Origin of the sequence: Burkholderia anthina, assembly GCF_001547525.1 — a bacterium.
Classification (GTDB): Bacteria; Pseudomonadota; Gammaproteobacteria; order Burkholderiales; family Burkholderiaceae; genus Burkholderia; species Burkholderia semiarida.
Genome location: NZ_CM003768.1, coordinates 2,350,677 through 2,374,735 on the forward strand (window position 1 = coordinate 2,350,677; position 24,059 = coordinate 2,374,735).

Genomic DNA, 24,059 nt, shown 5'->3' on the forward strand with positions numbered 1-24,059 from the left:
GCGGCCCGCTCACTTCGTCGAGATGTCGATATCGCCGAAATACTTCACGCCGAGCGACTTCACCGTACCGTCCGCCTTCAGCTTGTCGATCGCCGCGTCGAGCTTCGCCTTCAGCGCGTCGTCGCCCTTGCGCAGGCCGAACGCGATGCCGCTGCCGAGGATCCTGTCGTCGTGCACCGGCTGGCCGACGAACGAGAAGCCCTTGCCGTCCGGGCGCGACAGGAAGCCGCGCTGGCCGGACGGCGCGAGCACGAGCGTCGCGTCGAGGCGGCCCGCGACCAGGTCCGCATACGCCTGGTTCTGGTCCTGGTACGCGACGACCGCGACGCCGGCCGGCTCCCAGTGCGCCTTCGCGAAGGTCTCCTGGATCGACGCCTGCAGCACGCCCACGCGCTTGCCCTTCAGCGATTCCGGCGTCGGCAGCAGGCCGCTGCCGGTGCGCGCGATCAACTGGGTCGGCACGCGATAGATGATCGTCGTGAAGTCGATCGCCTGGCGCCGCTGCTCGGTCGCGTTCATCGCCGAGTTGATCGCGTCGAACTTGCGGCCCTTGAGCGCCGGAATCAGCCCGTCGAACGAAGTCTCGACCCATTTGCACGACAGCTTCGCCGTCTGGCAGACGGCATTGCCGACGTCGATGTCGAAGCCCTGCAGGTCGCCGTTCGGCGCTTTCGATTCGAACGGCGGGTATTGCGCTTCGAGGCCGAAGCGCAGCGTCGGCGCATCGGCGAGCGCCGCGCCGGCGCCGCTTGCGCACGCGAGTGCGAACGCGAGTTTGAGGGTAGCCGTGTGCTTCATTGTGATCTCCTGAGTCGGGTCGATGCGACGTCTCCGCCGCCGGTTGTCCTACAGCGAACGCAGCCGCCGCGCGCCTTCGACCAGCGTCGCGTCGTCCTTCGAAAAACTGAGCCGGATCACGCCGGCGTCGGTGCCGTCGGTATAGAACGCCGACAGCGGAATCGTCGCGACCCGCGCGTCGCGGATCAGGCGCAGCACGAAGTCGCTGTCGCTTTCGTCCGAGAAGTGGCGAAAGCGCGCGAGCATGAAGAACGAGCCTTCGCTCGGCAGCAGCTCGAAACGCGACTCGGCCAGCTCGCGCGCGAGCAGGTCGCGCTTGGCCTGGTAGAACGCCGACAGGCCCAGATAGCTATCCGGCCGCGCGAGGATTTCCGCGAACGCGATCTGCATCGGCGTGTCGGCCGAGAACACCATGAACTGATGCACCTTGCGGATCTCGTCCATCAGCTCGGCCGGCGCGAGGCAATGGCCGACCCGCCAGCCGGTCACGTGGAACGACTTGCCGAACGACGACACGATCACGCTGCGCTCGGCCAGCTCGCGGTGGCGCGCGACGCTCTGGTGCCGCGCGCCGTCGAACACGACGTGTTCGTAGACTTCGTCGGACAGCACCACGATGCCCGTGTCGCGCGTGAGCTGCGCGAGCCGCTCCAGATCGTCGGCGGAGAACACGGTCGCGGTCGGGTTGTGCGGCGTGTTGACGATGATCATCCGCGTGCGCGGCGTGATGGCTGCGGCCACCTCGTCCCAGTTCACGCGGAAATGCTCGGGCGACAGCTTGATCGCGACCGGCGTCGCGCCCTGCAGCCGCACGATCGGCGCATAGCTGTCGAACGACGGCTCGAAATAGATCACCTCGTCGCCCGGGTACACGAGCGCGCTGATCGCCGCATAGAGCCCTTCGCTCGCGCTCGCGATCACCGTGATCTCGGTCGCCGGGTCGTAGCGCGCGCCGTACAGCGCCTCGGTCTTCTCGGCGAGCCGCTCGCGCAGCGCGATCACGCCGGCCATCGGCGCGTACTGGTTGTGACCGTCGCGCATCGCGCGCGCGACGCCTTCGACGAGCGCCGGATCGGGCGCGAAATTGGGCGCGCCCTGCGACAGGTTCAACGCGTCGTGTTGAGCAGCCAGTTGGCCGATCACCGTGAAGATCGTCGTCCCGACGTCGGGCAGTTTCGAACGGGGCGCGGTGGCGCTTCGCATGACTCCTCCTCCTGATGTCCTTCGGGCGGGCCGCGCCACGCGCGGCACCGCATCTGCCGCATGATTTAGCCCGAGCCAATATCGGCGGACAATCGAAAGTTCGTCATGACGGCCATGCATTTTTCTCATGGCTCGGCGGGAGAAGCACGCAACGGCAAGGCCGGCTCGACGGGCCGACATGCAAATCCGGCATTTCTCCTACGAAAGGCTAGGCGTCGGCCGCCGCGAAATACGCGAGCAGCACGGCCCGCAGTTCGCGGCGTTGCGCGGCGAAATCGAGCGCGGGCCCGAGCGTCAGCAGCGCCTGCGACAGCCCGCCGTAGCAGATCGTCTGGGCCATCCGCGCGATCCCGTCGAGCCGTTCGGCCGGCGGCGGATCGGCCGCGTGCGCGAGCGCATCGCGCCACAGCGCGACATAGGCGTCGTAATGCCGGCGATACGCGGCCAGCGGCGACACCTGCCGCTCCAGCGCGAACAGCGCGCCCCAGAGCGCCGCGTCGGCGGCGATCGCATCGACCTGGAGGTCGACCAGCGCGGCGGCGAGCGCCGCCCGCGGCGCGCCGCGCAGCCGCTGCGCCGCGTCGCGCAGCCGGTCGGCCAGCGCCAGCACGCGGCGGTGGATACAGAGCGCCGCGAGGCTCTGCTTGTCGCCGAAATACTCGTAGAAGGTGCCGATGCTGACGCCCGCGACGGCCGCGATCTCGCGGATCGTCGCCTTCGCGTAGCCGCGTTCGAGCAAAAGCTGAACGAACGCCTGTTGCAGCGCGTCGGAGCTCGCCTGCGCGCGCGACTGGCGCGGCCGGCGGCGCAACGCGGGCGCGGGTTGCGCCGCCGGCGAGCCGGGCGGCGCCGGAACCTGAACATGTCGCGGCGGCATATTTGCTACTCTGAATTCAACAGGAAACACGTTTTACCGGCACCCGGAACCCGCGCCGAAGCGCCTTGCGCGCGGCGCGACGCCGGCTGACCGCGAAGCACGAGACCGGAGACAACCGCGATGACCGACCCGACTCACGCCGTCACGAACCAGTTCGACGAACTCGTCGACTATAACCTCTTCGCGACGGATCTCGCGCTGCGCGACGCGCTCGTCCGGGCCGGCGCCGACTGGGCCGTGCCGCAGCTCGACGCGTACGGCGCGCGGCTCGGCAGCGCCGACACCGCGCAACTCGCCGACGAAGCGAACCGGCACACACCGGAGTTGAACGCGTTCGACCGGCGCGGCCGGCGCATCGATCGCGTCGACTTCCACCCCGCCTGGCACGCGCTGCTCGGCCAGTACCGCCGCGAAGGCTTCGTGTCGCTCGCGTTCCGCGAGTCGCGCCGCGGCCGCTGGGCCGCGACGGCCGCCGGCTTCTATCTGCACGGCCAGATCGAGGCCGGCACGCTGTGCCCGGCGACGATGACGCAGGCCGCGATCCCCGTGCTGAAAAAGGAACCCGCGCTGTGGGACCTGCTGCGCGACAAGCTCTACAGCGACGACTACGATCCGCGCGACGTGCCGATCGCCGCCAAGCGCGCGATCTGGTTCGGCATGGGCATGACCGAGAAACAGGGCGGCTCCGACGTGCGCGCGAACACGACGCTCGCCACGCCGGTCGGCGCGGGCGGGCGCGGCGGCGAATACCGGCTGCGCGGCCACAAGTGGTTCTTCTCCGCGCCGATGTGCGACGCGCACCTCGTCGTCGCGCGCACCGAAGCCGGCGGCCCGTCGTGCTTCTACGTGCCGCGCTGGCGGCCGGACGGCACGAAGAACGCGGTCGAGATCCAGCGGCTGAAGAACAAGGTCGGCAACCGCAGCAACTCGAGCAGCGAGATCGAACTGAACGACGCGTGGGGAATCATGCTCGGCGACGAAGGCCGCGGCATTCCGACCATCATCGAGATGGCGACGTACACGCGGCTGAACTGCGTGCTCGGCAGCGCGGCGATGCTGCGCCAGGGCGTCGTGCAGGCGATCGCGTACACGCGCCAGCGCCATGCGTTCGGCCGCGCGCTCGCCGAGCAGCCGCTGATGCGCACCGTGCTCGCCGATCTCGCGCTCGAGAGCGAAGCGGCGCTGTCGCTCGCGATGCGGCTCGCCGACGCGTTCGAACGCGACGACTCGCCGCGCGAACGCGCATGGAAACGGATCGTCACGCCCGCCGCGAAATTCTGGGTCTGCAAGCGCGCGGTCGAGCTGACCGGCGAGGTGATGGAAGTATTCGGCGGCAACGGCTACGTCGACGACGGCCCGATCGCACGCCTCTTCCGCGAGGCGCCCGTCAACTCGATCTGGGAAGGCTCGGGCAACGTGATGTGCCTCGACGTGCTGCGCGCGGTGTCGCGCGAGCCCGACGCGGCCGCCGCGCTGTTCGACGAACTGGCCGACCTCGGTGCGGGCGAACCGCGCATTCGCGCGGCGCTCGACGCGCTGCGCGCGATGCTCGCCGCCCCGGCCGACACGCTCGAAGCGTCGGGCCGCGTGTTCGCGCAACGGCTCGCGCTCGTCGCGCAGGCGTGCCTGCTGCGTCGCGATGCGCCGGCGGCGGTCGCCGACGCGTTCGTCGCGACACGGCTCGCCGCGCCCGACTGGGGCCGTATCGCAGGCGGCTTCGATCCGCATGCGACCGACGTCGCCGCGCTGCTGCAGCGCGCGTACCCGGCCTGACGCCGGCCCGTTCACCCGAATTCGCGTTCGTTCGCCCGCCCGGAGCCTCGATGAACCTCGTCGCCGCCCTCGACCGCGCCGCCCGTGCGACGCCCGACAAACCGTTCCTCGTCAGCGAATCCGCGACGATCACGTATGCGGCCGCGCGCGAGCGTTCGCACCGCGCGGCGGCCGTGCTGAGCGCGCTCGGCGTCGCGGCCGGCGACCGCGTCGCCGCGATGTGCTTCAACACGCCGGCCTTCGTCGACCTGATGTTCGGCGCATGGCGGCTCGGCGCGGCGTTCGTGCCGATCAACCACAAGCTGCAGGCGCCGGAAGTCGACTACGTGCTCGAACACAGCCGCAGCACCGCGCTGCTGTTCGACGTGGCGCTCGCGCCGGTGGTCGAGCGCGTCGTGCATCCGGCGCGGCGGCTCGTGACCGAGGGCGAGCTCGACGGCGTGCCGAACTTCGACACGATGTGCGCGACGATGGACGGCCTCGCGGGCATCGAGCCGGCCGACGGCGACATCGCGCAGATCCTCTACACGTCCGGCACGACCGGCCGCCCGAAGGGTTGCGTGCACAGTCATCGCACGGTGACGCTCGCGGCGATGCAGGCGGCGCTCGCGACCGGCATCGGCCGTGACGAACGCACGTTGATGGCGATGCCGATCTGGCATTCGTCGCCGCTGAACAACTGGTTCGGCGGCACGCTGTATGCGGGCGGCACCGTCGTGCTGCTGCGCGAATACCATCCGCTGCGCTTCCTGCAGACCGTCGAGCGCGAGCGCGTGACGCTGTATTTCGGCGCGCCGGTGTCGTACACGCTGCCGCTCGACACGATCGACGGCTTCGCGGCGTTCGACCTGTCGAGCGTGCGCGCGTGGCTGTACGGCGGCGGCCCGATCGGCGCCGCGCAGGCCGAACGGCTTGCCCGTGCGTATCGCAGTCACGCGTTCTTTCAGGTGTACGGAATGACGGAAGCGGGCCCTGCCGGCACGACGCTGTATCCGGACGAGCAGGTCGCGAAGGCCGGCTCGATCGGCCGCCACGGCGGCCCGGGCGTCGACCTGAGGGTGGTGCGGATGGACGGCGTCGATGCGCGGCCGGGCGAGACCGGCGAGATCTGGTTGAAGGCCGACAGCATGATGCTCGGCTATCTCGACGACGCGGCCGCCACGCACGCCGCGTTCGCGCCGGGCGGCTGGTATCGCACCGGCGACATCGCGCGGATCGATCAGGATGGCTATCTGTTCATCGTCGACCGGTTGAAGGACATGATCGTCACCGGCGGCGAGAACGTCTATTCGAAGGAAGTGGAGGACGTGCTCGGCGCGCATCCGGACATCGTGGAAGCGGCCGTCGTCGGCGTTCCGCATCCGGACTGGGGCGAGACGGTCGTCGCGCACGTGGTGATGCGGACGAACGCGGCACCCGATGCGGATGCGCTGCGCACGTTCTGCGGCGAGCGGCTCGCGGCGTACAAGGTACCGCGCGAGTTCGCGTTCGTGCAGGCGCTGCCGCGCACGCCGACGGGCAAGTTGCAGAAGTTCTTGCTGCGCGGGCGGCGTGAATAACGGTGACGCACGAGCGAGTCGCGCAACGGGCGTCGACGTGACACCGGCCATGTCGGTCTTCGCGCAACGACAGGTACTTCGCCGAAGCGCTCCTGATACTTGCCGGCGTATACCCTCGCCCGGTGAATCGAATTGATGCCGGAACAGGCACATCGCCGGCCTTCCGACGAAAAGCGTAAGTGCCCGACTGACGTGGATGTGGGAGCCAGTTGCGCCAACGTCCGTGTGGCCTTCATTTACCGTTTGTGACGTTTCGATCCAGCGACAAGCCGCGTCGGCTCAGGGATTCGCTTCCGTTAGCGCCAATCTCGAAAAATATCCATTCAAGCAATGTATTAACGTCGTTTCTTTCATTTTTATTTCCATATGAGAGAAACGATGCGCGAGGACCACGATGGTGAAGTTCGGGTCATACTGAGCGCGGCCCAGTTGGCTGCCGTACTGAAGCGCCAGACGATCAGTCCGGGCGAGATGTTGAGCAACCGGTTATGGGCCGGCCTGCACGTCGTGGGCGGCGTGCTTGAGATGGCAGGCGCTGCGGCGTTGTGCGTCGCGCCGGAACCGACCGGCCTCACCAAACTCGGTTGTGTCGCGTTCGGCGTACACGGCGCCGACACGGCGGCAGCCGGCCTGAACCAGGTCTGGACTGGGCGACAGACGAGCGCGCTATTGCAACACGGCGTGAGCAAGCTGGTCGAAGCGGCGAAAGCGCCGCCGGAGATGGCCGATCATGTCGGGCTGTCGCTGGATCTCGCGGTGCCGTGCGGGCTCGCGGGCGCGATCAAGGCGATTCGAGCGTCGAGTATCACCGCGGGGCGGATCAATTTGATGCAGCATGAGGCAAGCGCCGCAAACCCGCGGCTGGGTGGCCATACGATTGCCAGGCATGTGGGAAAAAGTGAAGCTTATCTCCGGTCCCGACTCAAAAACGAACCCTCGAAAGAGTTTGTATCGTCATTTTGGAGCCTGGCAGAGGCGGAATGGGCCATTTCGAGTGTCATGCAGCAAAACGCGCCCCGAATTGTTGCGTGGGCTCAGTCCACCTCGAGGGCCCCTCTCGTGCTCAATGAAAACGTCGGACGAAGCGTCGGTTATGGGTTGAGCAGGGACAATGAGATCATCGGAAATCTAAGCCGCGTTCAGATCGTCTTGAGGGCACAGTCATTCAACGGAATGCCTTTCTATATTGTCACGTCGTATTTGACCAAATGAAAATGAACGCACAGGAATACCCCCGACTTTTCACTCTTTTAGGGTCCTATCTGGGGCAGGATTCGGACCTCTGGGGAAGTACTTTCGATGAAATCATCACGTGCTACAAAAACGAAAGCACGCGAGCGGAAGCACTCGAATTGCTGCACGAAACAGAGTTATTTCAGCAGCGTTTTGGTTCCGAGCTGGATGAAGTGTTCCTGGAAACCTATGGGCATGATTTCAATCCCCAACTGTGGGGATTCACCACTGCGTCATTTTTCGACGCCCTGAGGAAAAACCTGCAATAGTAGCCATCAAATTCGCGGCGCAGAACTACTGCCACGTAACGGGAGCATGCGTGACGCCCTCCACGGAATCGCAGGGCCGCGTCAACTGACCAATGCAATCCCGGACGCTGTGATGGCAACTAACGTCATGCTGTCGCCAGCCACGGCGATAACGCATTGACGTCCACATGTGGCGGCCCTGCTTCACCGAAGAAAAAGCCACCCGGCCCAACGGCCGGGTGGCTTTTTCGCATGAATCGCGGAACGACGCATCGCGCCGCCGCCCGCTCTCCACATCACATCGAGCTGCTTACTTCCCGCCGATGCTCTTCAGCGGCTTCCACTCACCCTTCTCGACCTTGTACATCGTGATGCCGCCGTTCTTCAGGTCGCCCTTCGCGTCGTACGCGACGTGCGTCGACGTGACGCCGGCCATGTCGGTCTTCGCGAGCACCGGCAGGTACTTCGCCGGATCGGTCGAATCGGCCTTCTTCATCGCGTTCAGCATCGCCATCGCGCCGTCGTACGCGTACGGCGAGTACGTCTGCACGTCTTCGCCGAAACGCTTCTTGTACTTGTCGGCGTAAGCCTTGCCGCCCGGCATTTCTTCCAGCGGCAGGCCGGCCAGCGACGCGATCGTGCCTTCGGCCGCGTTGCCCGCGATCTTCAGGAACGTCGGCGTCTTCACCATTTCGCCGCTCATCAGCGGAGCGGTGATGCCGAGCGCCTTCATCTGCTTGACCATCGGCGCTGCCTGCGAATCCGCGCCGCCGTAGTAGACGAGGTCCGGCTTCGCCGCCTTCAGCTTCGTCAGAATCGCCTTGAAGTCGACAGCCTTGTCGTTCGTGAATTCACGGTCGACGATCGTCGCGCCGCCGGCTTTCGCGGCCTTCTCGAACTGGTCGGCGAGACCCTGGCCGTAGGCCGTGCGGTCGTCGACGATCGCGATCTTCTTCATGCCGAGATCCTTCGAGGCGAACGTGCCGGCCACCGAGCCCTGCTGCGTGTCGGACGTCATCATGCGGAAGGTCGTCTTGTAGCCTTGCTGCGTGTATTCCGGCGCCGTCGCCATCGCGATTTCCGGAATGCCCGCGTTCGCGTAGATGCGCGAGGCGGGAATCGTCGTGCCCGAGTTGAAGTGGCCGAGCATGCCCTTGATGCCGTCGTCGACGAGCTTCTGCGCGACCGTCGTGCCCGTGCGCGGGTCAGCCTGGTCGTCCTGCGTGCTCAGCACGAACTTCACCGGCTTGCCGCCGATCTTCGGGTTCGTCGCGTTGAAGTCTTCCAGCGCGAGCACGATCCCGTTCTGCATATCCTTGCCGTAGTGCGCCTGCGCGCCCGTCATCGGCCCTGCGTAACCGATCTTCACGTCATCCGCATGGGCCGTCCCCGCCAGCGACATGACCGCGACGAACGTCGCGCCTGCCACCTTTTTCATCGTGTGTTGCATAGCATCTCCTTGGTACCAGGGTAAATGAAGCAGCTTCGGGATCGCCTTGCCGCTTCCTTTGTTTGATCCGAACGGCAAGGATGATCAGCCGATCGTCATCAAATTCGCATTGCCGCCCGCCGCGGCCGTATTCACGCTCACCGAGCGCTCCGTCAGGAGCCGTTCGAGCGCGTAGTCTTCCGCATCGCCGTTCTCGAACGCGCCCGCCGACACGCCCTGCACCGACACGATCGGGCCCGGCCGCTGCGCGACGTCCTTCACGAGCGTCTGCAGCTCGTCGCTGTCGCCCTCGAACAGCACCGCGTCGAACGGCGCGTCGGCCTGCTTGCGCACGGCCGCGTGCGCCTTCAGCGACGCCGGCAGCGCGGCCACCAGCGCCTCGCCCGCCGCGCCGGCGAACAGCGCGCGGTTGCCCGTCGCCAGCACCGCCGCGAACTGCGCACGCGCGCCGCCCGGCGTCGCCGCGACACACAGCACCGTGCCGCGCGGGCCGAGTGTATACGTGTTTCGCTCGCCCGTCGGCCCGCTCAGCACGGCGGTCGCGCCGGCCGGAACCTGTGCGAGGTAGCCGTCGCAGCGTGCGGCCAGCGCCGGCTCGCGCTGCTCGATCAGCCAGTCGCGCAGCGCCGTGAGCGCCGCCGCCGGGTTGCCGCGCGCATCGCTTTCGGTCGCGCCGTCCGCCACCAGCGACTGCGCGAGCGAGCGCGGCAGGCCCGACGGACGCGTCGCGAGCAGGCGCTGCAGGTACAGCGCGCCGCCGGCCTTCGGGCCCGTGCCCGACAGCCCTTCGCCGCCGAACGGCTGCACGCCGACCACCGCGCCGATCACGTTGCGGTTCACGTAGATGTTGCCCACGTGCGCATTCGAGATCACGTGCGCGATCGTCTCGTCGATCCGCGTGTGGATGCCGAGCGTCAGCCCGTAGCCCGTCGCGCGAATCTGCTCGAGCAGCTTGTCGAGCTGGCTGCGGCGGTAGCGCACCACGTGCAGCACGGGGCCGAACACTTCACGCTTGAGCTCGTCGATGCTGCCGATCTCGATCAGCGTCGGCGGCACGAAGGTGCCGTGCGCGCACGCGTCCGGCATCGGCAGTTGCGTGACCGCGTGGCCCTTGTCCTTCATCGCCGCGACGTGCGCATCGATCGTCTGCTTCGCTTCGGCGTCGATCACCGGGCCGACGTCGGTCGACAGGCGGTCGGGGTTGCCGAGCGACAGCTCGTGCATCGCACCCTTGAGCATCGTCAGCGTGCGGTCCGCGACGTCGTCCTGCAGACACAGAACGCGCAGCGCCGAACACCGTTGACCGGCCGAGTCGAACGACGACTGCATCACGTCCGCGACGACCTGCTCCGCGAGCGCCGACGAGTCGACGATCATCGCGTTCTGGCCGCCCGTCTCCGCGATCAGCGGAATCGGCTTGCCGTCCGGGTCGAGGCGCGCGGCGAGCGTCTTGTTGATCAGGCGCGCGACTTCGGTCGAGCCCGTGAACATCACCGCCCGCGTGCGTGGATCGGCGACCAGCGCCGCGCCGACGGTCTCGCCGGTGCCCGGCAGCAGTTGCACCGCGCCGGCCGGCACGCCGGCCTCGCGCAGCAGCCGCACGGCCTGCGCGGCGATCAGCGGCGTCTGTTCGGCCGGCTTCGCGAGCACCGTGTTACCGGCGGCGAGCGCCGCGGCCACCTGGCCCATGAAGATCGCGAGCGGGAAGTTCCACGGGCTGATGCAGACCACGGGGCCGAGCGGACGGTGCGTGTCGTTCGAGAATTCGCCGCGGATCTGCGCCGCGTAGTAGCGCAGGAAGTCGACCGCTTCGCGGATCTCGGCGATCGCGTTCGGCAACGACTTGCCAGCTTCGCGCACGATCAGGCCCATCAGCGTGTGCATCTGCGCTTCGAGCAGGTCGGCCGCGCGCACCAGGCAATCGGCGCGCGCATCGACCGGCGTCGCCTGCCAGATCGGCGCGGCGGCCACCGCGTGCGCGAGCGCCGCGCTCACGTGTTCGGCCGTCGCTTCGCTGACCGTGCCGACCACGTCGCGCTGGTCGGCCGGGTTGCGCACCTCGCGCGCCGGTGCGTCGGCGAGCGCGTCGTCGGCGAGCATCGGCGCCGCGCGCCACGGATGATGCGCGCTCGCGAGCAGCGCGGACGACAGCGACGCGAGACGGTGTTCGTTCGACAGGTCGAGGCCCATCGAATTGGGACGCTCGTCGCCGTACAGGTTGCGCGGCAGCGGGATCTTCGCGTGCGGCGCGCCGAGCGGCACGACCTTCGACGCTTCATCGACCGGGTCGGCGACCAGTTCCTTCACCGACACCGTTTTATCGGCGATGCGGTTCACGAACGACGTGTTCGCGCCGTTTTCCAGCAGGCGGCGCACGAGGTACGCGAGCAGCGTCTCGTGCGTGCCGACCGGCGCGTACACGCGGCACGGGCGGTTCAGCTTGTCGCGGCCCGTGACTTCCTCGTACAGCGGCTCGCCCATCCCGTGCAGGCACTGGAATTCGTACTGGCCCGGGTAGTAGTTCTGGCCGGCCAGGTGATAGATCGCGGCCAGCGTGTACGCGTTGTGCGTCGCGAACTGCGGGTAGACCGCGTCGGGCGCCGCGAGCAGCTTCTTCGCGCACGCGAGGTACGACACGTCCGTGTAAATCTTGCGCGTATAGACCGGATAGCCTTCGAGGCCGTCGACCTGCGCGCGCTTGATTTCGGTATCCCAGTACGCGCCCTTCACGAGGCGGATCATCAGGCGGTGGCGGCTGCGGCGCGCGAGATCGATCAGGTAGTCGATCACGAACGGGCAGCGCTTCTGGTAGCCCTGCACGACGAAGCCGATGCCGTTCCAGCCCGCGAGCTCCGGATCGAAGCACAGCGCCTCGAGCAGGTCGAGCGACAGTTCGAGCCGGTCGGCTTCTTCCGCGTCGATGTTCAGGCCGATGTCGTAGCGGCGCGCGAGCAGCGCGAGCGCGCGCACGCGCGGCAGCAACTCGCTCATCGTGCGGTCCTGCTGCGAGCGCGAGTAGCGCGCGTGCAGCGCCGACAGCTTGATCGAGATGCCCGGGCCTTCGTAGATGCCGCGGCCGCCGGCCGCCTTGCCGATCGCGTGGATCGCCTGTTCGTACGACGCGTAGTAGCGCTGCGCGTCCTCTTCGGTCGTCGCCGCTTCGCCGAGCATGTCGTACGAGTAGCGGAAGCCGCGCGCTTCGTACTTGCGGCTGTTCGCGAGCGCTTCGGAAATCGTCTCGCCGGTGACGAACTGCTCGCCCATCAGGCGCATCGCCATGTCGACGCCCTTGCGGATCAGCGGCTCGCCGCCGCGGCCGATCAGGCGCGTGAGCGCCGACGACAGCCCCGCTTCGCTGTTGGTCGTCACGAGCTTGCCGGTGATCATCAGCCCCCAGGTGGCCGCGTTCACGAACAGCGACGGCGCGTGGCCGACGTGCGAGCGCCAGTCGCCCTTGCTGATCTTGTCGCGGATCAGCGCGTCGCGCGTCGCGCGATCGGGAATGCGCAGCAGCGCTTCGGCGAGGCACATCAGCGCGACGCCTTCCTGGCTCGACAGCGAGAACTCGTGGATCAGCCCTTCGACGCCGCCGCCCGAGCTTTTCTCGCGCAGCGCCTCGACCAGCTTCGTCGCGAGCGTCTGCACGTCCGCCTGCAGGTTCGCGGGCAAGCGCGCCTGGCCGAGCAGGAACGGCACGCACTCCGGTTCCGGGCGGCGGTACGCGGCCGTGATCGCCGCGCGCAGCACCGATTGCGGCTGCACGTTCTGCGCGAACTCGAGGAACGGATGCGGCGAGTTGTCGTCGTCGCCGTCCGCGGACTGACCGTCGGCGAGCTCCGTCACGCCGCTGTGGCCCGACAGCTCGGGCGGCAACTGGCCGTGCTCGATCCGCTCCAGATACGCGAAGATCGCCTGCTTGATCAGCCAGTGGGGAGTGCGCTCGAGACGCGCGGCGGCGTCCTTGAGGCGCGAGCGAAGAAGGTCGTCGACCTTGACGCCGAGAGTCGTGCTTGCCATGGTGGGTTCGTGCGCCGGTGCGAGCCCGGCAGTGTGGTGTAAGAGGATGCGCGAAATCCTACGGCACGCAATAAAAAGGTGCAACCAAATAAAGAGATGGGTTGCACCCATAAGTTAGTCAATATAATCAGCCACTTATGCGGTTGCAACCTAGGGGTTGCCCGTGGTCCGGGGATCGGTGTTTTCCCTGATCGGGCCGGTTCGGCACCCGTGTGCAACCTTCGACACGCGCGAAATCGGCCGAAAGCAGGTTGCACTGGATGAGGTGACGTGCCGCGGCGCCCGCGTTGGGCACGCGTTGGGCACGCGCTGGAGACGTTCGGGGCGGCGCCGCGCGGCCCACGCTTGCGGTATCGGACACCGCGTCGCGCGACGGTCGCGCGGCCCGTCGCTCAGATATCCAGCGGATCGACCTCGACGCTCCACCGCAGCACGCCCTTCAGCGCGCGCAACTCCGGCTGCCAGGCGCGCAGCGCATGCTGCAGCGCCGCCCGCGACGCGCTTTCGAGCAGCAGTTGCGCGCGATGGACGTTCGCGACCTTCACGATCGTCATCGGCACCGCGTCGTACACGGTCACGCGATCGGCGCCCGGCAGCCCCGGCAACGCAGCCGCGGCCTGCAGCAGGAACGCGAGCGCCGCATCGAGCGAGCGCCCTTCGGCGCGCAGCAGCGCCTGGTAGACGAACGGCGGCAGGTGCGCGTCGCGGCGCTCGCCGAGCGTCGAATTCGCGAAGCCCACGTAGTCCTGCCGCCCGAGCGCGTGGTACAGCGCGTGACGCGGGTAGCGCGTCTGCACCATCACTTCGCCCGGCAGCCCGGCGCGCCCCGCGCGGCCGCTCACCTGCATCAGTTGCGCGAACAGCCGCTCGCTCGCGCGGAAGTCGTGCGAGAACAGCGCGGTATCGGCGTTGAGCACGCCGACGAGCGACACGCGCTGGAAGTCGTGCCCCTTCGCGATCATCTGCGTGCCGACCAGGATGTCGACCTCGCCCGCATGCACGTCGGAAAAAAGCGCCTGCGCGCTGCCCTTGCGGCGCGTGCTGTCCGCGTCGATCCGCAGTATCCGCGCGCCCGGCACAGCTTCGGCGAGCGCCTCCTCGATACGCTGCGTGCCGCGCCCGAGCGGCGCGATGTCGACGTTCCCGCACTCGGGGCAGGCGCGTGGGATGCGCGCTTCCCAGCCGCAGTGATGGCAGCGCAGCGCGTGCTCGGGCTTGTGCAGCACGACGTACGCGCTGCAGCGCGGGCAGCCGGCCACCCAGCCGCATGCGTCGCACGCGAGCTGCGGCGCGTAACCGCGCCGGTTCAGGAACACGAGGCTCTGTTCGCCGCGTTCGAGCCGCGCCTTCAGCGCCGCGACGAGCGGCCCCGACAGCCCGCCCATCGACGCGCGCCCGCGCCGCCGCTCCTCTTCGAGATCGATCAGCCGCACGGTCGGCAGCGTGGCGTCGGCCACCGCGCGGCGCGATAGCGTGAGCCGCGTGTAGCGCCCCTGCTCGGCCTGCCACCAGCTTTCGAGCGACGGCGTGGCCGAGCCGAGCACGACGGTGATGCCGAGGTGCTTCGCGCGCCACACGGCCAGGTCGCGCGCCGAATAGCGCAGCCCTTCCTGCTGCTTGTACGCGGGCTCGTGTTCCTCGTCGACGACGATCAGCGCGAGCGTCGGCATCGACGCGAGCACCGCGAGGCGCGTGCCGAGCACGATCCGCGCGCGGCCCGTGTGCGCGGCGAGCCAGTTGCGCGCCCGCTCGCCTTCGGCGAGCCCGCTGTGCAGCGTGACGATCGCGTCGTCGGCGAGCGCGCCCGCGAAGCGCGCGCGAAACGCGGCCTCGAATTGCGGCGTCAGGTTGATTTCGGGCACGAGCACGAGCGCCTGCGCATCCGGCCGCGCGTCGAGCAGCGACGCGAGCGCGTGCAGGTAGACCTCGGTCTTGCCGCTGCCCGTCACGCCGTGCAGCAGGAACGGCGCGAAGCCTTGGGCCGCGCGGATCGCGTCGAGCGCCTCGGCCTGCTGGTCCGTCAACGCCGGCGGCACAGCCCGTCCACTGCTTGTCGACAGGTTATCCACAGGGTTGACCACAGGCGCATCGGCCCAGCCGATCTCCTCGACGTCGACCCAGCCGCGCGCCGCCCAGTCGTCCAGCGTCGCGGCCGCCTTCGGATGCAGTGCGCGCGCGTCGGGCAGCGTCAGCGAGCCGGTGTCGACCAGCGCTTGCGCGAGCCGGCGCAGCGCGGCGCCGCGCGCGGGCAACGCATCGGGCAGCGCCGCGCGGCCGGCTTCGGTCGGCCGGTAGCGCACTTCCGGCGCGAGCAGCCGCCCCCAGCGCCCGGCGTCGCGCAGCGCTTGCGGCAGCGCCGGCAACGCGACCTCGCCACGCCCGCGCTGATAGTAGTCGGCGGCGAACGACACGAGCGCGAGCCAGTCCGCCGACAGCGGCGGCAGGTCGGCACAGATCGCATCGACCGCGCGCAGCCGCGATGGCGGCACATCGGTGTGAGTGGTGACTTCGCAGACGAGCCCGACAGTCTGCCGCTTGCCGAACGGCACCTGCACCAGCGTGCCGGGCACGGGCGCGGGCTGCACGTCGCAGCGGTAGTCGAACAGGGTGGCGAGCGGATGGTCGAGCGCCACACGCAGGTAGGTGCCGCTCATCGGCACGCTCCCGCGGCGGCGACACGCAGGGGACGGACGACGTGCATCCGCGCCCGCATCGCGACGGCGAACTTAAAGTAAAACTTCAGATTCGGCGCTAAGTTTTGGATTCGCATTAGGAATCGCCGTATACCCTGCCCAGCCTGTGGATAACTTTGTTGAGAACTCGCCGCTCAACAGCCGCAACGCGCGCAGGGCCGTGCTTTTCGCTGTTTTCCGCCGCTTCCGGCCGTGTGCCGCGAAGCCTTATTCCATAAGGCTGCTATTCAAATTACCCAACCATAGCGAGACAAATTGACCGATACGGGGCTCTACCGCGCTGCAACGTGGAAAATGTGTATAAGTCAAGTCTTGACAAGCACCGAATCGGCAACGGGAGCGGGGTTGCGTCCTGTTTAGTTTCAGAAACGAAACACCGCCATCCCGCAACGCAGCATGACGGCGCTTGCGTTCAGCCCGCCGCTCGGCTACGGATCGCGCGGCTGTGGGTATGCACTTCGTCGACGAGTTCGGCGACGTGATCGGGCGACGTGAATTGCGAGATGCCGTGCCCGAGGTTGAACACGTGGCCCGGATGGTTGCCGTAGCTGTCGAGCACCGCGCGCGCCTGTTCGCGCACCGCGGCCGGCGGCGCAAACAGGATCGTCGGGTCGAGGTTGCCCTGCAGCGCCACGCGCCCCGCGACGCGCTCGCGCGCGGCGCCGAGGTTGACCGTCCAGTCGAGCCCGACCGCGTCGACGCCGGTCGCCGCGATCTCCTCGAGCCACAACCCGCCGCCCTTCGTGAACGTGATCACCGGCACGCGCTCGCCATCGTGCTCGCGCTTGAGCTGCGACACCACGCGGCGGATATAGTCGAGCGAGAAGCGCTGGTATGCGCCGTCGGCCAGCGCACCGCCCCACGTATCGAAGATCATGACAGCCTGCGCGCCCGCTTCGATCTGCGCGTTCAGGTAGGCGGCCACCGCCTGCGCGTTCACGTAGAGGATCCGGTGCATCAGGTCGGGGCGCGAATACGCCATCGACTTCACCGTGCGGAAATCGTCCGAGCCGCCGCCTTCGACCATGTAGCACGCGAGCGTCCACGGGCTGCCCGAGAAGCCGATCAGCGGCACGCGCTGGCGGCCCTGGCCGTCGGTGAGCGCGCGGCGGATCTCGCGCACGGCGCCCGTCACGTAGCCGAGCGTCTCGTCGATGTCCGGCACCGCAAGCTTCGCGACGTCGGCCTCGGTGCGCACCGGATGCGCGAACTTCGGCCCTTCGCCGGCCTGGAAGTCGAGGCCGAGCCCCATCGCGTCGGGAATCGTCAGGATGTCCGAGAACAGGATCGCGGCGTCGAGCGGGAAGCGCTCGAGCGGCTGCAGCGTCACCTCGGTCGCGTAGTCCGGGTTCTTGGCCAGCCCGAGAAAGCTGCCGGCACGCGCGCGCGTCGCGTTGTATTCAGGCAGGTAGCGGCCGGCCTGGCGCATCAGCCAGATCGGCGTGTAGTCGGTCGGCTCGCGCAGAAGCGCACGCAGGAAGGTGTCGTTGAGCAGGTTATGGGCCACGGTAGGAGCGACGATGCGAAGGCAAAGCGGCATTTTACCGGACAGCCGCGGTCGGACCGCGCAGGCCGATGCAATGGCGGCCATATGACGCGCGCGATAGCTCCGTTATGATCGGACGCTCATATCGAACCGAACGAAGGAGGAGACCGATGAAGACATTCGCCACGCTGGCCGCGGCCGCGTTGCTGTGCTGCACCGCCGCACACGCGCAAACTGCCGCCGGCGCCGCCACGAGCGCGCCGGGCGCCGGCTCGCGGCTCGACGAGGTGCTGGCGCGCGGCACGCTGCGCGTGTGCACGACGGGCGACTACAAGCCGTATTCGTACTACCGCGCGGACGGCCGCTTCGAGGGCATCGACATCGACATGGCCGAATCGCTCGCGAAATCGCTCGGCGTGAAGGCCGATTACGTGAAGACGAGCTGGCCGAACCTCACCCAAGACTTCGTCGCGAAGTGCGACATCGCGGTGGGCGGCGTGTCGACCACGCTCGAGCGTCAGAAGCGCGTGTTCTTCACGCAGCCGTACGTGGTCGACGGCAAGACGCCGATCGTGCGCTGCGCGGATGCCGACAAGTACCAGAGCGTCGCGCAGATCGACCGGCCCGAGACGCGCGTGATCGTAAATCCGGGCGGCACCAACGAGCGCTTCGCGAAGCAGTTCTTCACGCACGCGAACCTGACCGTCTATCCGGACAACGTGACGATCTTCAAGCAGATCCTCGCGGGCAAGGCCGACGTGATGGTGACGGATGCGTCGGAGACGCTGCTGCAGCAAAAGCTGAATCCGGGCCTCTGCTCGGTGCATCCGGACAAGCCGTTCCAGTTCGGCGAGAAGGCGTACATGGTGCCGCGCGGCGACGTCGTGTTCCAGCAATACGTCGACCAGTGGCTGCATCTCGCGCTGTCCACCGGTGAATATCAGGCGCTGTCGGACAAGTGGCTGAAGTAAGCGCGCGTGCAACCGGCGGCCGATGACGGGCACCGCCCGCTACGGTCGCCAAGTGCGGAAATCCCGCCTGCGTCGGCCGCCGGCATGCGTCGCCGTTACACCTTCGCGTCGCGCCGCGGCGCCCATGCGCGGCGCGCGACCCGCCAAATTGGCCGAATGGCCGACTTCCACGCGTCCCGATCACGTTTCAAAATCTTTCTGACGAACGAATCGTCATGCGCGGTATCGATCGTGCCGTGCACTTTCCCGCGTGAAAATCGGCAATTCGTCGCGCCCGATACGCGTGAAAAACGCATCGCGCGCATACCTCGAAAACGCGGCGGAAAATATGGGTAAAAATGACCTTTTTCAGGAGCCCGAAAACAGCAAAAAATCCCGGAAAGCCTTATCTGGCGGGCGTTACAACCTGAAACACTTTGTTACCGCGACGGGTCGTTAATTCGCCCACAATGGGCCTCAACGGTTTCAACACGGATGCGGTCTCGTGTGCCAAGTGTGAGCGGACGCGAAGCGCTGCGAGCCAGTCGGTCACGTACCGAAGCCCTTCCAAGGGGCATCCCTGTTGGAGTCGTTTCCGGCCCCCCGCCGGATCCGGTTTCATCTTTGGTCTCCTCGCGCTAACCCCGTAGCGTGTGGTTTTTAGCGGGCTAATAAGCCCGCTTTTTTTCGTCCATCGAAAACGTAGCGACCGACAGGCCGCCACGTTTTTCCCGCTCCGCTTCAAGCCGTCTTCTGCACGTCGAGCTTCAGTTCCTCGATCATCCGCTCGCGCATCACGAATTTCTGCACCTTGCCGGTCACCGTCATCGGCAGTTCGTCGACGAAGCGGATATAGCGCGGAATCTTGTAGTGCGCGATCTGGCCTTGGCAGAAGGCACGCACGTCATCCTCGGTCATCTGCTCGTCGGCGCGCAGCACGATCCACGCACACAGCTCCTCGCCGTACTTCGCATCGGGCACGCCGAATACCTGCGCGCTCTGGATCTTCGGATGTCGAAACAGGAATTCCTCGATTTCGCGCGGATAGACGTTCTCGCCGCCGCGAATCACCATGTCCTTCAGACGGCCGACGATGTTGCAGTAGCCGTCCGCATCGAGCGTCGCGAGGTCGCCCGTATGCATCCAGCCGTCGACCAGCACCTCGCGCGTCTTCGCGTCGTCGTCCCAATAGCCGAGCATCACCGAATAGCCCTTCGTGCACAGCTCGCCCGTCGCGCCGATCGGCACGATGTCGCCGGCCGGGTCGACGATCTTCACTTCGAGATGCGGCTGGATGCGGCCGACCGTCGTCGTGCGCTTCTCGAGCGGATCGTCGGTCGAGCTCTGGAACGACACCGGGCTCGTCTCCGTCATTCCGTATGCGATCGTGATCTCCGACAGATGCATCTGCGACACGACGCGCTTCATCGTCTCGATCGGGCACGGCGAGCCGGCCATGATCCCGGTGCGCAGTGTCGACAGGTCGAATTTCGCGAACTCCGGATGGTCGAGCTCCGCGATGAACATCGTCGGCACGCCGTGCAGCGCGGTGCAGCGTTCCTCGGCCACCGCCGCGAGCGTCGCGACCGGGTCGAACGCCTCGCCGGGGAACACCATCGCGGCGCCCGTCGACACGCAGGCGAGCACGGCCAGCACCATCCCGAAGCAGTGATAGAGCGGCACGGGGATGCAGAGCGAATCCTGTTCGGTGAAGCGCATCGCCATCGCGATCGAGCGCGCATTGTTGACGACGTTGCGGTGCGTGAGCGTCGCGCCCTTCGGGCTGCCGGTCGTGCCGCTGGTGAACTGGATGTTGATCGGATCGTTGGCCGAGAGCGTTGCGCCGAGCGCGTCGAGCAGCGCGGGATCGACGGTCTGGCGGCCGCGCGCCATCACGTCCGCGAAGCGGAACATGCCGGCCGGCGCCACGTCGCCCATCGACACGATCGTGCGCAGGCTCGGCACGCGCGCCGCGTGGAGGTCGCCCGGCGTCGCGGTCGCGAGCTCCGGCGCGAGGGTCTGCAGCATCTCGACGTACGCGGAGCTCTTGAAGCGCTCGGCCGCGATCATGGCCTTGCAGCCGACCTTGTTCAGCGCGTATTCGAGTTCCGACAGCCGGTAGGCCGGGTTGATGTTGACGAGCACCGCGCCGATCCGCGCGGTCGCGAACTGCGTGAGCAGCCATTCGCTGCGGTTCGGCGACCAGATGCCGACGCAGTCGCCCTTCACGATCCCGAGCGCGGCGAGGCCCGCTGCCAGCACGTCGACCTCGCTCGCGAACGCGCGCCAGGTCCAGCGCACCTGCTGCTCGCGGAACACGACGGCCGGACGGTCGGGAAAGCGGCCAGCCGTGTCGAGCAGAAACCGGCCGATCGTCGCGTCGGATAGCGGCACGTCGGTCGCGCCGCGCACGTACGACAAGCCGTTCTCGGGCGCGATCAGCGCCCCCTTGCCAAGGTCTGCTGCCATCGATGTCTCCGTCCGTTCTTGTCTGATCGGCCCGCGCGCGCCTGCTGCGCGCGCCTTCGCCGCAACGATCGCGACGGGGGCCTCACTGCGGATGATGCCGCGCTCCGCTGACGATACTCTGACATCGAATCGCGACGGGCGGGTGAAATAGCACGACCGGACGGAATGATCCGACCCGCAAAACTCCGACGAAATGCGGACGAAGCGCGGACGAAGCGCGGACGGAACGCGGGCGAAACCGCGGGCGAAACCGCGGGCGAAAAAAAAGCAGCCCGAAGGCTGCTTTCTTTCGCGGGATACGCGGCGCGGCTCAGTGCCGGCTGCGAATCTTCGCCAGACGCTGGATCGCCTCGAGCTGCGCCATCGCGGTCGCGAGCTCGGATTGCGCTTTCGCGAGGTCGAGATCCGACTTCGCGTTCTGCAGCGTTTCCTCGGCACGCTTGCGCGCTTCCTCGGCTTTCGCCGCGTCGAGGTCCTTGCCGCGGATCGCGGTATCGGCGAGCACCGTCACGGCGCCCGGCTGCACTTCGAGAATGCCGCCCGCGACGAACACGAATTCGTCGTTGCCGCCCTCGACTTCGATGCGCACCGCACCCGGACGAATCCGGGTGATCAGCGGCGTGTGGCCCGGCAGAATACCCAGCTCACCCGTTTCGCCCGGCAGCGCGACGAATTTCGCCTCGCCCGAGAAGATCTGCTCTTCCGCGCTGACGACGTCTACTTTGATGGTTGCCATATCGACTCCAATCTCATCCACAGGTTGAGCGTATTGCGGCCGACGCGGGCGGCCGGCATACAAGTCATCGCTGACTCATTGCTCCGGCCGGCACACGCCGGCTTGCGCCCCACTCAAGCCCTTACTGGATCTTCTTGGCCTTTTCGAAGGCTTCGTCGATCGTGCCGACCATGTAGAACGCCTGTTCCGGCAGGTGGTCGCACTCGCCGTCGACGATCATCTTGAAGCCGCGGATCGTTTCCTTCAGCGGCACGTACTTGCCCGGCGAGCCCGTGAACACTTCAGCGACGTGGAACGGCTGCGACAGGAAACGCTGGATCTTGCGCGCGCGCGCGACCGACAGCTTGTCTTCCGGCGACAGTTCGTCCATGCCCAGAATCGCGATGATGTCGCGCAGTTCCTTGTAGCGCTGCAGCGTCTGCTGAACGCGGCGGGTGATCGAGTAGTGCTCTTCACCGATCACGTTCGGGTCGATCTGGCGCGACGTCGAGTCGAGCGGGTCGACCGCCGGGTAGATACCCAGCGAAGCGATGTCACGCGACAGAACGACGGTTGCGTCCAGGTGGCCGAAGGTGGTCGCCGGCGACGGGTCGGTCAAGTCGTCCGCAGGGACGTACACGGCCTGAACGGACGTAATCGAGCCCTTCTTGGTCGACGTGATGCGCTCTTGCAGCTTGCCCATTTCTTCAGCCAGCGTCGGCTGATAGCCCACTGCCGACGGCATACGGCCGAGCAGTGCCGACACTTCGGTACCGGCCAGCGTGAAACGGTAGATGTTGTCGACGAAGAACAGCACGTCGAGGCCTTCGTCACGGAAGTGCTCGGCCATCGTCAGGCCGGTCAGCGCGACGCGCAGACGGTTGCCCGGCGGCTCGTTCATCTGGCCGTACACCAGCGCGACCTTGTCGAGAACGTTCGAGTCCTTCATTTCGTGGTAGAAGTCGTTCCCTTCACGGGTACGCTCGCCCACGCCCGCGAACACGGAGTAACCGCCGTGCTCCTTCGCGATGTTGTTGATGAGCTCCATCATGTTGACGGTCTTGCCCACGCCAGCACCGCCGAACAGGCCGACCTTGCCGCCCTTCGCGAACGGGCAGATCAGGTCGATGACCTTGATACCCGTTTCGAGCAGTTCGGTCGACGGCGACAGTTCGTCGAACGCCGGCGCCTTCTGGTGGATCGAACGCGTCGTTTCGCTTTCGATCGGGCCGGCTTCGTCGATCGGACGGCCGAGCACGTCCATGATCCGGCCGAGGGTCGGCTTGCCGACCGGCACCGAGATCGGCTTCGCCGTGTTCTTCACGGTCAGGCCGCGGCGCAGGCCGTCGGATGCACCCAGACAAATGGTACGGACCACGCCGTCACCCAGCTGCTGCTGGACTTCGAGCGTCAGTTCCGAGCCATCGAGAATGAGCGCGTCGTAGATCTTCGGCATGCTGTCGCGCGGGAATTCCACGTCGATAACGGCGCCGATGCACTGTACGATCTTGCCTTCTACCAAAGCAGCAGTACTCATCGCTTTTCCTTTAAATACCTGATTCTTTACTCGCGCAAAGGCGCAGTTGTCGTCCCGGGCGCGCGCTTAAACAGCGGCTGCGCCGCCGACGATCTCCGACAGTTCTTTCGTGATCGCGGCCTGACGGCTCTTGTTGTATACGAGCTGCAGTTCGCTGATCACCGTCTTCGCGTTGTCGGACGCGGCCTTCATCGCGACCATGCGCGCCGATTGCTCGGACGCCATGTTTTCCGCGACGGCCTGGTACACCAGCGCCTCGACGTAACGCACGAGCAGTTCGTCGACGACTGCCTGCGCGTCCGGCTCGTAGATGTAGTCCCACGACGTCGCCGGCGTACCGTCATCGGCTTCGAAGTGTTCCGACGACAGCGGCAGCAGCTGCTCGATCACGGCTTCCTGCTTCATCGTGTTGACGAAGCGCGTGTAAGCGATATAAACCGCCGACAGCTTGCCTTCCGAGTACAGATCGAGCTGCGTCTTCACGGCGCCGATCAGCTTGTCCAGGTGCGGGGTGTCGCCGAGGTGCACGACCTGCGACATCACCTTCGCGCCGAAGCGGTTCAGGAACCCGAGGCCCTTGCCGCCGATCGCGGTGGCTTCGACCTTCTGGCCCTTCTCTTCCAGCTCCTTGAACTTCTGCACCGTCGCACGCAGCACGTTGGTGTTCAGACCACCGCACAGACCCTTGTCCGTCGTGACGAGGATGATGCCGGCCGTCTGCGCGCCGTCGTTCGCCACCATGAACGGGTGGCGGTACTCCGGGTTCGCACGGCTCATGTGCGCGGCGATGGCACGGACCTTGTCCGCATACGGACGAGCGGCGCGCATGCGTTCCTGCGCGCGACGCATCTTCGATGCAGCCACCATCTCCATCGCCTTCGTGATCTTGCGCGTGTTCTGCACGCTCTTGATCTTGCCGCGAATTTCCTTCATTCCAGCCATAGCTTGCTCCTTTGCGCCCCGAATTAGCGCTTTAGCGCTTTACTCGGGGCTCATGCATCGCTCACCGAAGCGGCGCGGGCGCATCAGCACCCGCGCGGCCTCGGTGTGT

Annotated in this window: 17 protein-coding genes; 6 read left to right on the plus strand and 11 right to left on the minus strand. The window is 67.0% G+C overall.

Features of this window, described 5'->3' with window-relative positions; genetic code table 11:
* Nucleotides 1–9 precede the first annotated feature (9 nt).
* The 3 genes from WS64_RS10760 to WS64_RS10770 form a co-directional block, all read right to left on the minus strand.
* Nucleotides 10–798 (minus strand): ABC transporter substrate-binding protein, encoded by a 789-nt coding sequence (locus tag WS64_RS10760; protein ID WP_060966436.1) that lies wholly within the window; start codon nt 796–798, stop codon nt 10–12.
* A gap of 48 nt (nt 799–846) precedes the next feature.
* Nucleotides 847–2,001, minus strand: a complete 1,155-nt coding sequence (locus tag WS64_RS10765) for a pyridoxal phosphate-dependent aminotransferase (protein WP_060966437.1) — start codon at nt 1,999–2,001, stop codon at nt 847–849.
* Between the two features lie 208 nt (nt 2,002–2,209).
* Complete coding sequence (locus WS64_RS10770) at nt 2,210–2,878, minus strand: TetR/AcrR family transcriptional regulator (protein ID WP_060966438.1); 669 nt, start codon at nt 2,876–2,878, stop codon at nt 2,210–2,212.
* Nucleotides 2,879–2,998: 120 nt separating this feature from the next.
* On the opposite strand from WS64_RS10770, the gene WS64_RS10775 reads away from it, so the two are divergent.
* From WS64_RS10775 to WS64_RS10790, 4 genes are all read left to right on the plus strand, one after another.
* Complete coding sequence (locus WS64_RS10775) at nt 2,999–4,651, plus strand: acyl-CoA dehydrogenase family protein (protein ID WP_060966439.1); 1,653 nt, start codon at nt 2,999–3,001, stop codon at nt 4,649–4,651.
* A gap of 50 nt (nt 4,652–4,701) precedes the next feature.
* Nucleotides 4,702–6,210 carry a class I adenylate-forming enzyme family protein gene (locus tag WS64_RS10780; protein ID WP_060966440.1) on the plus strand — a complete coding sequence of 503 codons (1,509 nt, stop codon included), beginning with the start codon at nt 4,702–4,704 and terminating at the stop codon, nt 6,208–6,210.
* A 378-nt stretch (nt 6,211–6,588) separates the two neighbouring features.
* Nucleotides 6,589–7,422 (plus strand): RNase A-like domain-containing protein, encoded by an 834-nt coding sequence (locus WS64_RS10785; RefSeq protein WP_060966941.1) that lies wholly within the window; start codon nt 6,589–6,591, stop codon nt 7,420–7,422.
* 2 nt (nt 7,423–7,424) lie between these two features.
* The gene (locus WS64_RS10790) at nt 7,425–7,712 is read left to right on the plus strand and encodes a contact-dependent growth inhibition system immunity protein (RefSeq protein ID WP_244166547.1); all 288 of its coding nucleotides are present in this window, start codon (nt 7,425–7,427) and stop codon (nt 7,710–7,712) included.
* Between the two features lie 289 nt (nt 7,713–8,001).
* On the opposite strand, the gene WS64_RS10795 is transcribed toward WS64_RS10790, so the two are convergent.
* From WS64_RS10795 to hemE, 4 genes are all read right to left on the minus strand, one after another.
* Nucleotides 8,002–9,141 carry a branched-chain amino acid ABC transporter substrate-binding protein gene (locus tag WS64_RS10795; protein ID WP_059638492.1) on the minus strand — a complete coding sequence of 380 codons (1,140 nt, stop codon included), beginning with the start codon at nt 9,139–9,141 and terminating at the stop codon, nt 8,002–8,004.
* A gap of 84 nt (nt 9,142–9,225) precedes the next feature.
* The gene (gene putA, locus WS64_RS10800) at nt 9,226–13,158 is read right to left on the minus strand and encodes a trifunctional transcriptional regulator/proline dehydrogenase/L-glutamate gamma-semialdehyde dehydrogenase (protein WP_060966442.1); all 3,933 of its coding nucleotides are present in this window, start codon (nt 13,156–13,158) and stop codon (nt 9,226–9,228) included.
* 392 nt (nt 13,159–13,550) lie between these two features.
* Entirely contained in the window at nt 13,551–15,812 is a 2,262-nt protein-coding gene (locus WS64_RS10805) for a primosomal protein N' (RefSeq protein ID WP_060966443.1), read from the minus strand.
* A 451-nt stretch (nt 15,813–16,263) separates the two neighbouring features.
* On the minus strand, nt 16,264–17,358 hold the full coding sequence (hemE, locus tag WS64_RS10810; RefSeq protein WP_060966444.1) for a uroporphyrinogen decarboxylase: 1,095 nt from the start codon (nt 17,356–17,358) through the stop codon (nt 16,264–16,266).
* A gap of 149 nt (nt 17,359–17,507) precedes the next feature.
* Between hemE and WS64_RS10815 the strand changes: the two genes are divergently transcribed.
* Together WS64_RS10815 and WS64_RS34265 are read left to right on the plus strand one after the other, a co-directional pair.
* On the plus strand, nt 17,508–18,308 hold the full coding sequence (locus tag WS64_RS10815; RefSeq protein ID WP_060966445.1) for a transporter substrate-binding domain-containing protein: 801 nt from the start codon (nt 17,508–17,510) through the stop codon (nt 18,306–18,308).
* Nucleotides 18,309–18,558: 250 nt separating this feature from the next.
* On the plus strand, nt 18,559–18,747 hold the full coding sequence (locus WS64_RS34265; protein WP_155720411.1) for a hypothetical protein: 189 nt from the start codon (nt 18,559–18,561) through the stop codon (nt 18,745–18,747).
* A 281-nt stretch (nt 18,748–19,028) separates the two neighbouring features.
* Here the strand turns inward: WS64_RS34265 and WS64_RS10825 are convergent, their stop codons facing one another.
* The 4 genes from WS64_RS10825 to atpG form a co-directional block, all read right to left on the minus strand.
* Complete coding sequence (locus tag WS64_RS10825; protein WP_060966447.1) at nt 19,029–20,756, minus strand: AMP-binding protein; 1,728 nt, start codon at nt 20,754–20,756, stop codon at nt 19,029–19,031.
* A 310-nt stretch (nt 20,757–21,066) separates the two neighbouring features.
* Nucleotides 21,067–21,492 carry a F0F1 ATP synthase subunit epsilon gene (locus WS64_RS10830; RefSeq protein WP_006477288.1) on the minus strand — a complete coding sequence of 142 codons (426 nt, stop codon included), beginning with the start codon at nt 21,490–21,492 and terminating at the stop codon, nt 21,067–21,069.
* 121 nt (nt 21,493–21,613) lie between these two features.
* Nucleotides 21,614–23,008 (minus strand): F0F1 ATP synthase subunit beta, encoded by a 1,395-nt coding sequence (gene atpD, locus WS64_RS10835; RefSeq protein ID WP_031397079.1) that lies wholly within the window; start codon nt 23,006–23,008, stop codon nt 21,614–21,616.
* Nucleotides 23,009–23,074: 66 nt separating this feature from the next.
* A complete protein-coding gene (gene atpG / locus WS64_RS10840; RefSeq protein ID WP_034209645.1) occupies nt 23,075–23,950 on the minus strand; it encodes a F0F1 ATP synthase subunit gamma in 876 nt (291 codons plus the stop codon).
* Between the last annotated feature and the right edge of the window lie 109 nt (nt 23,951–24,059).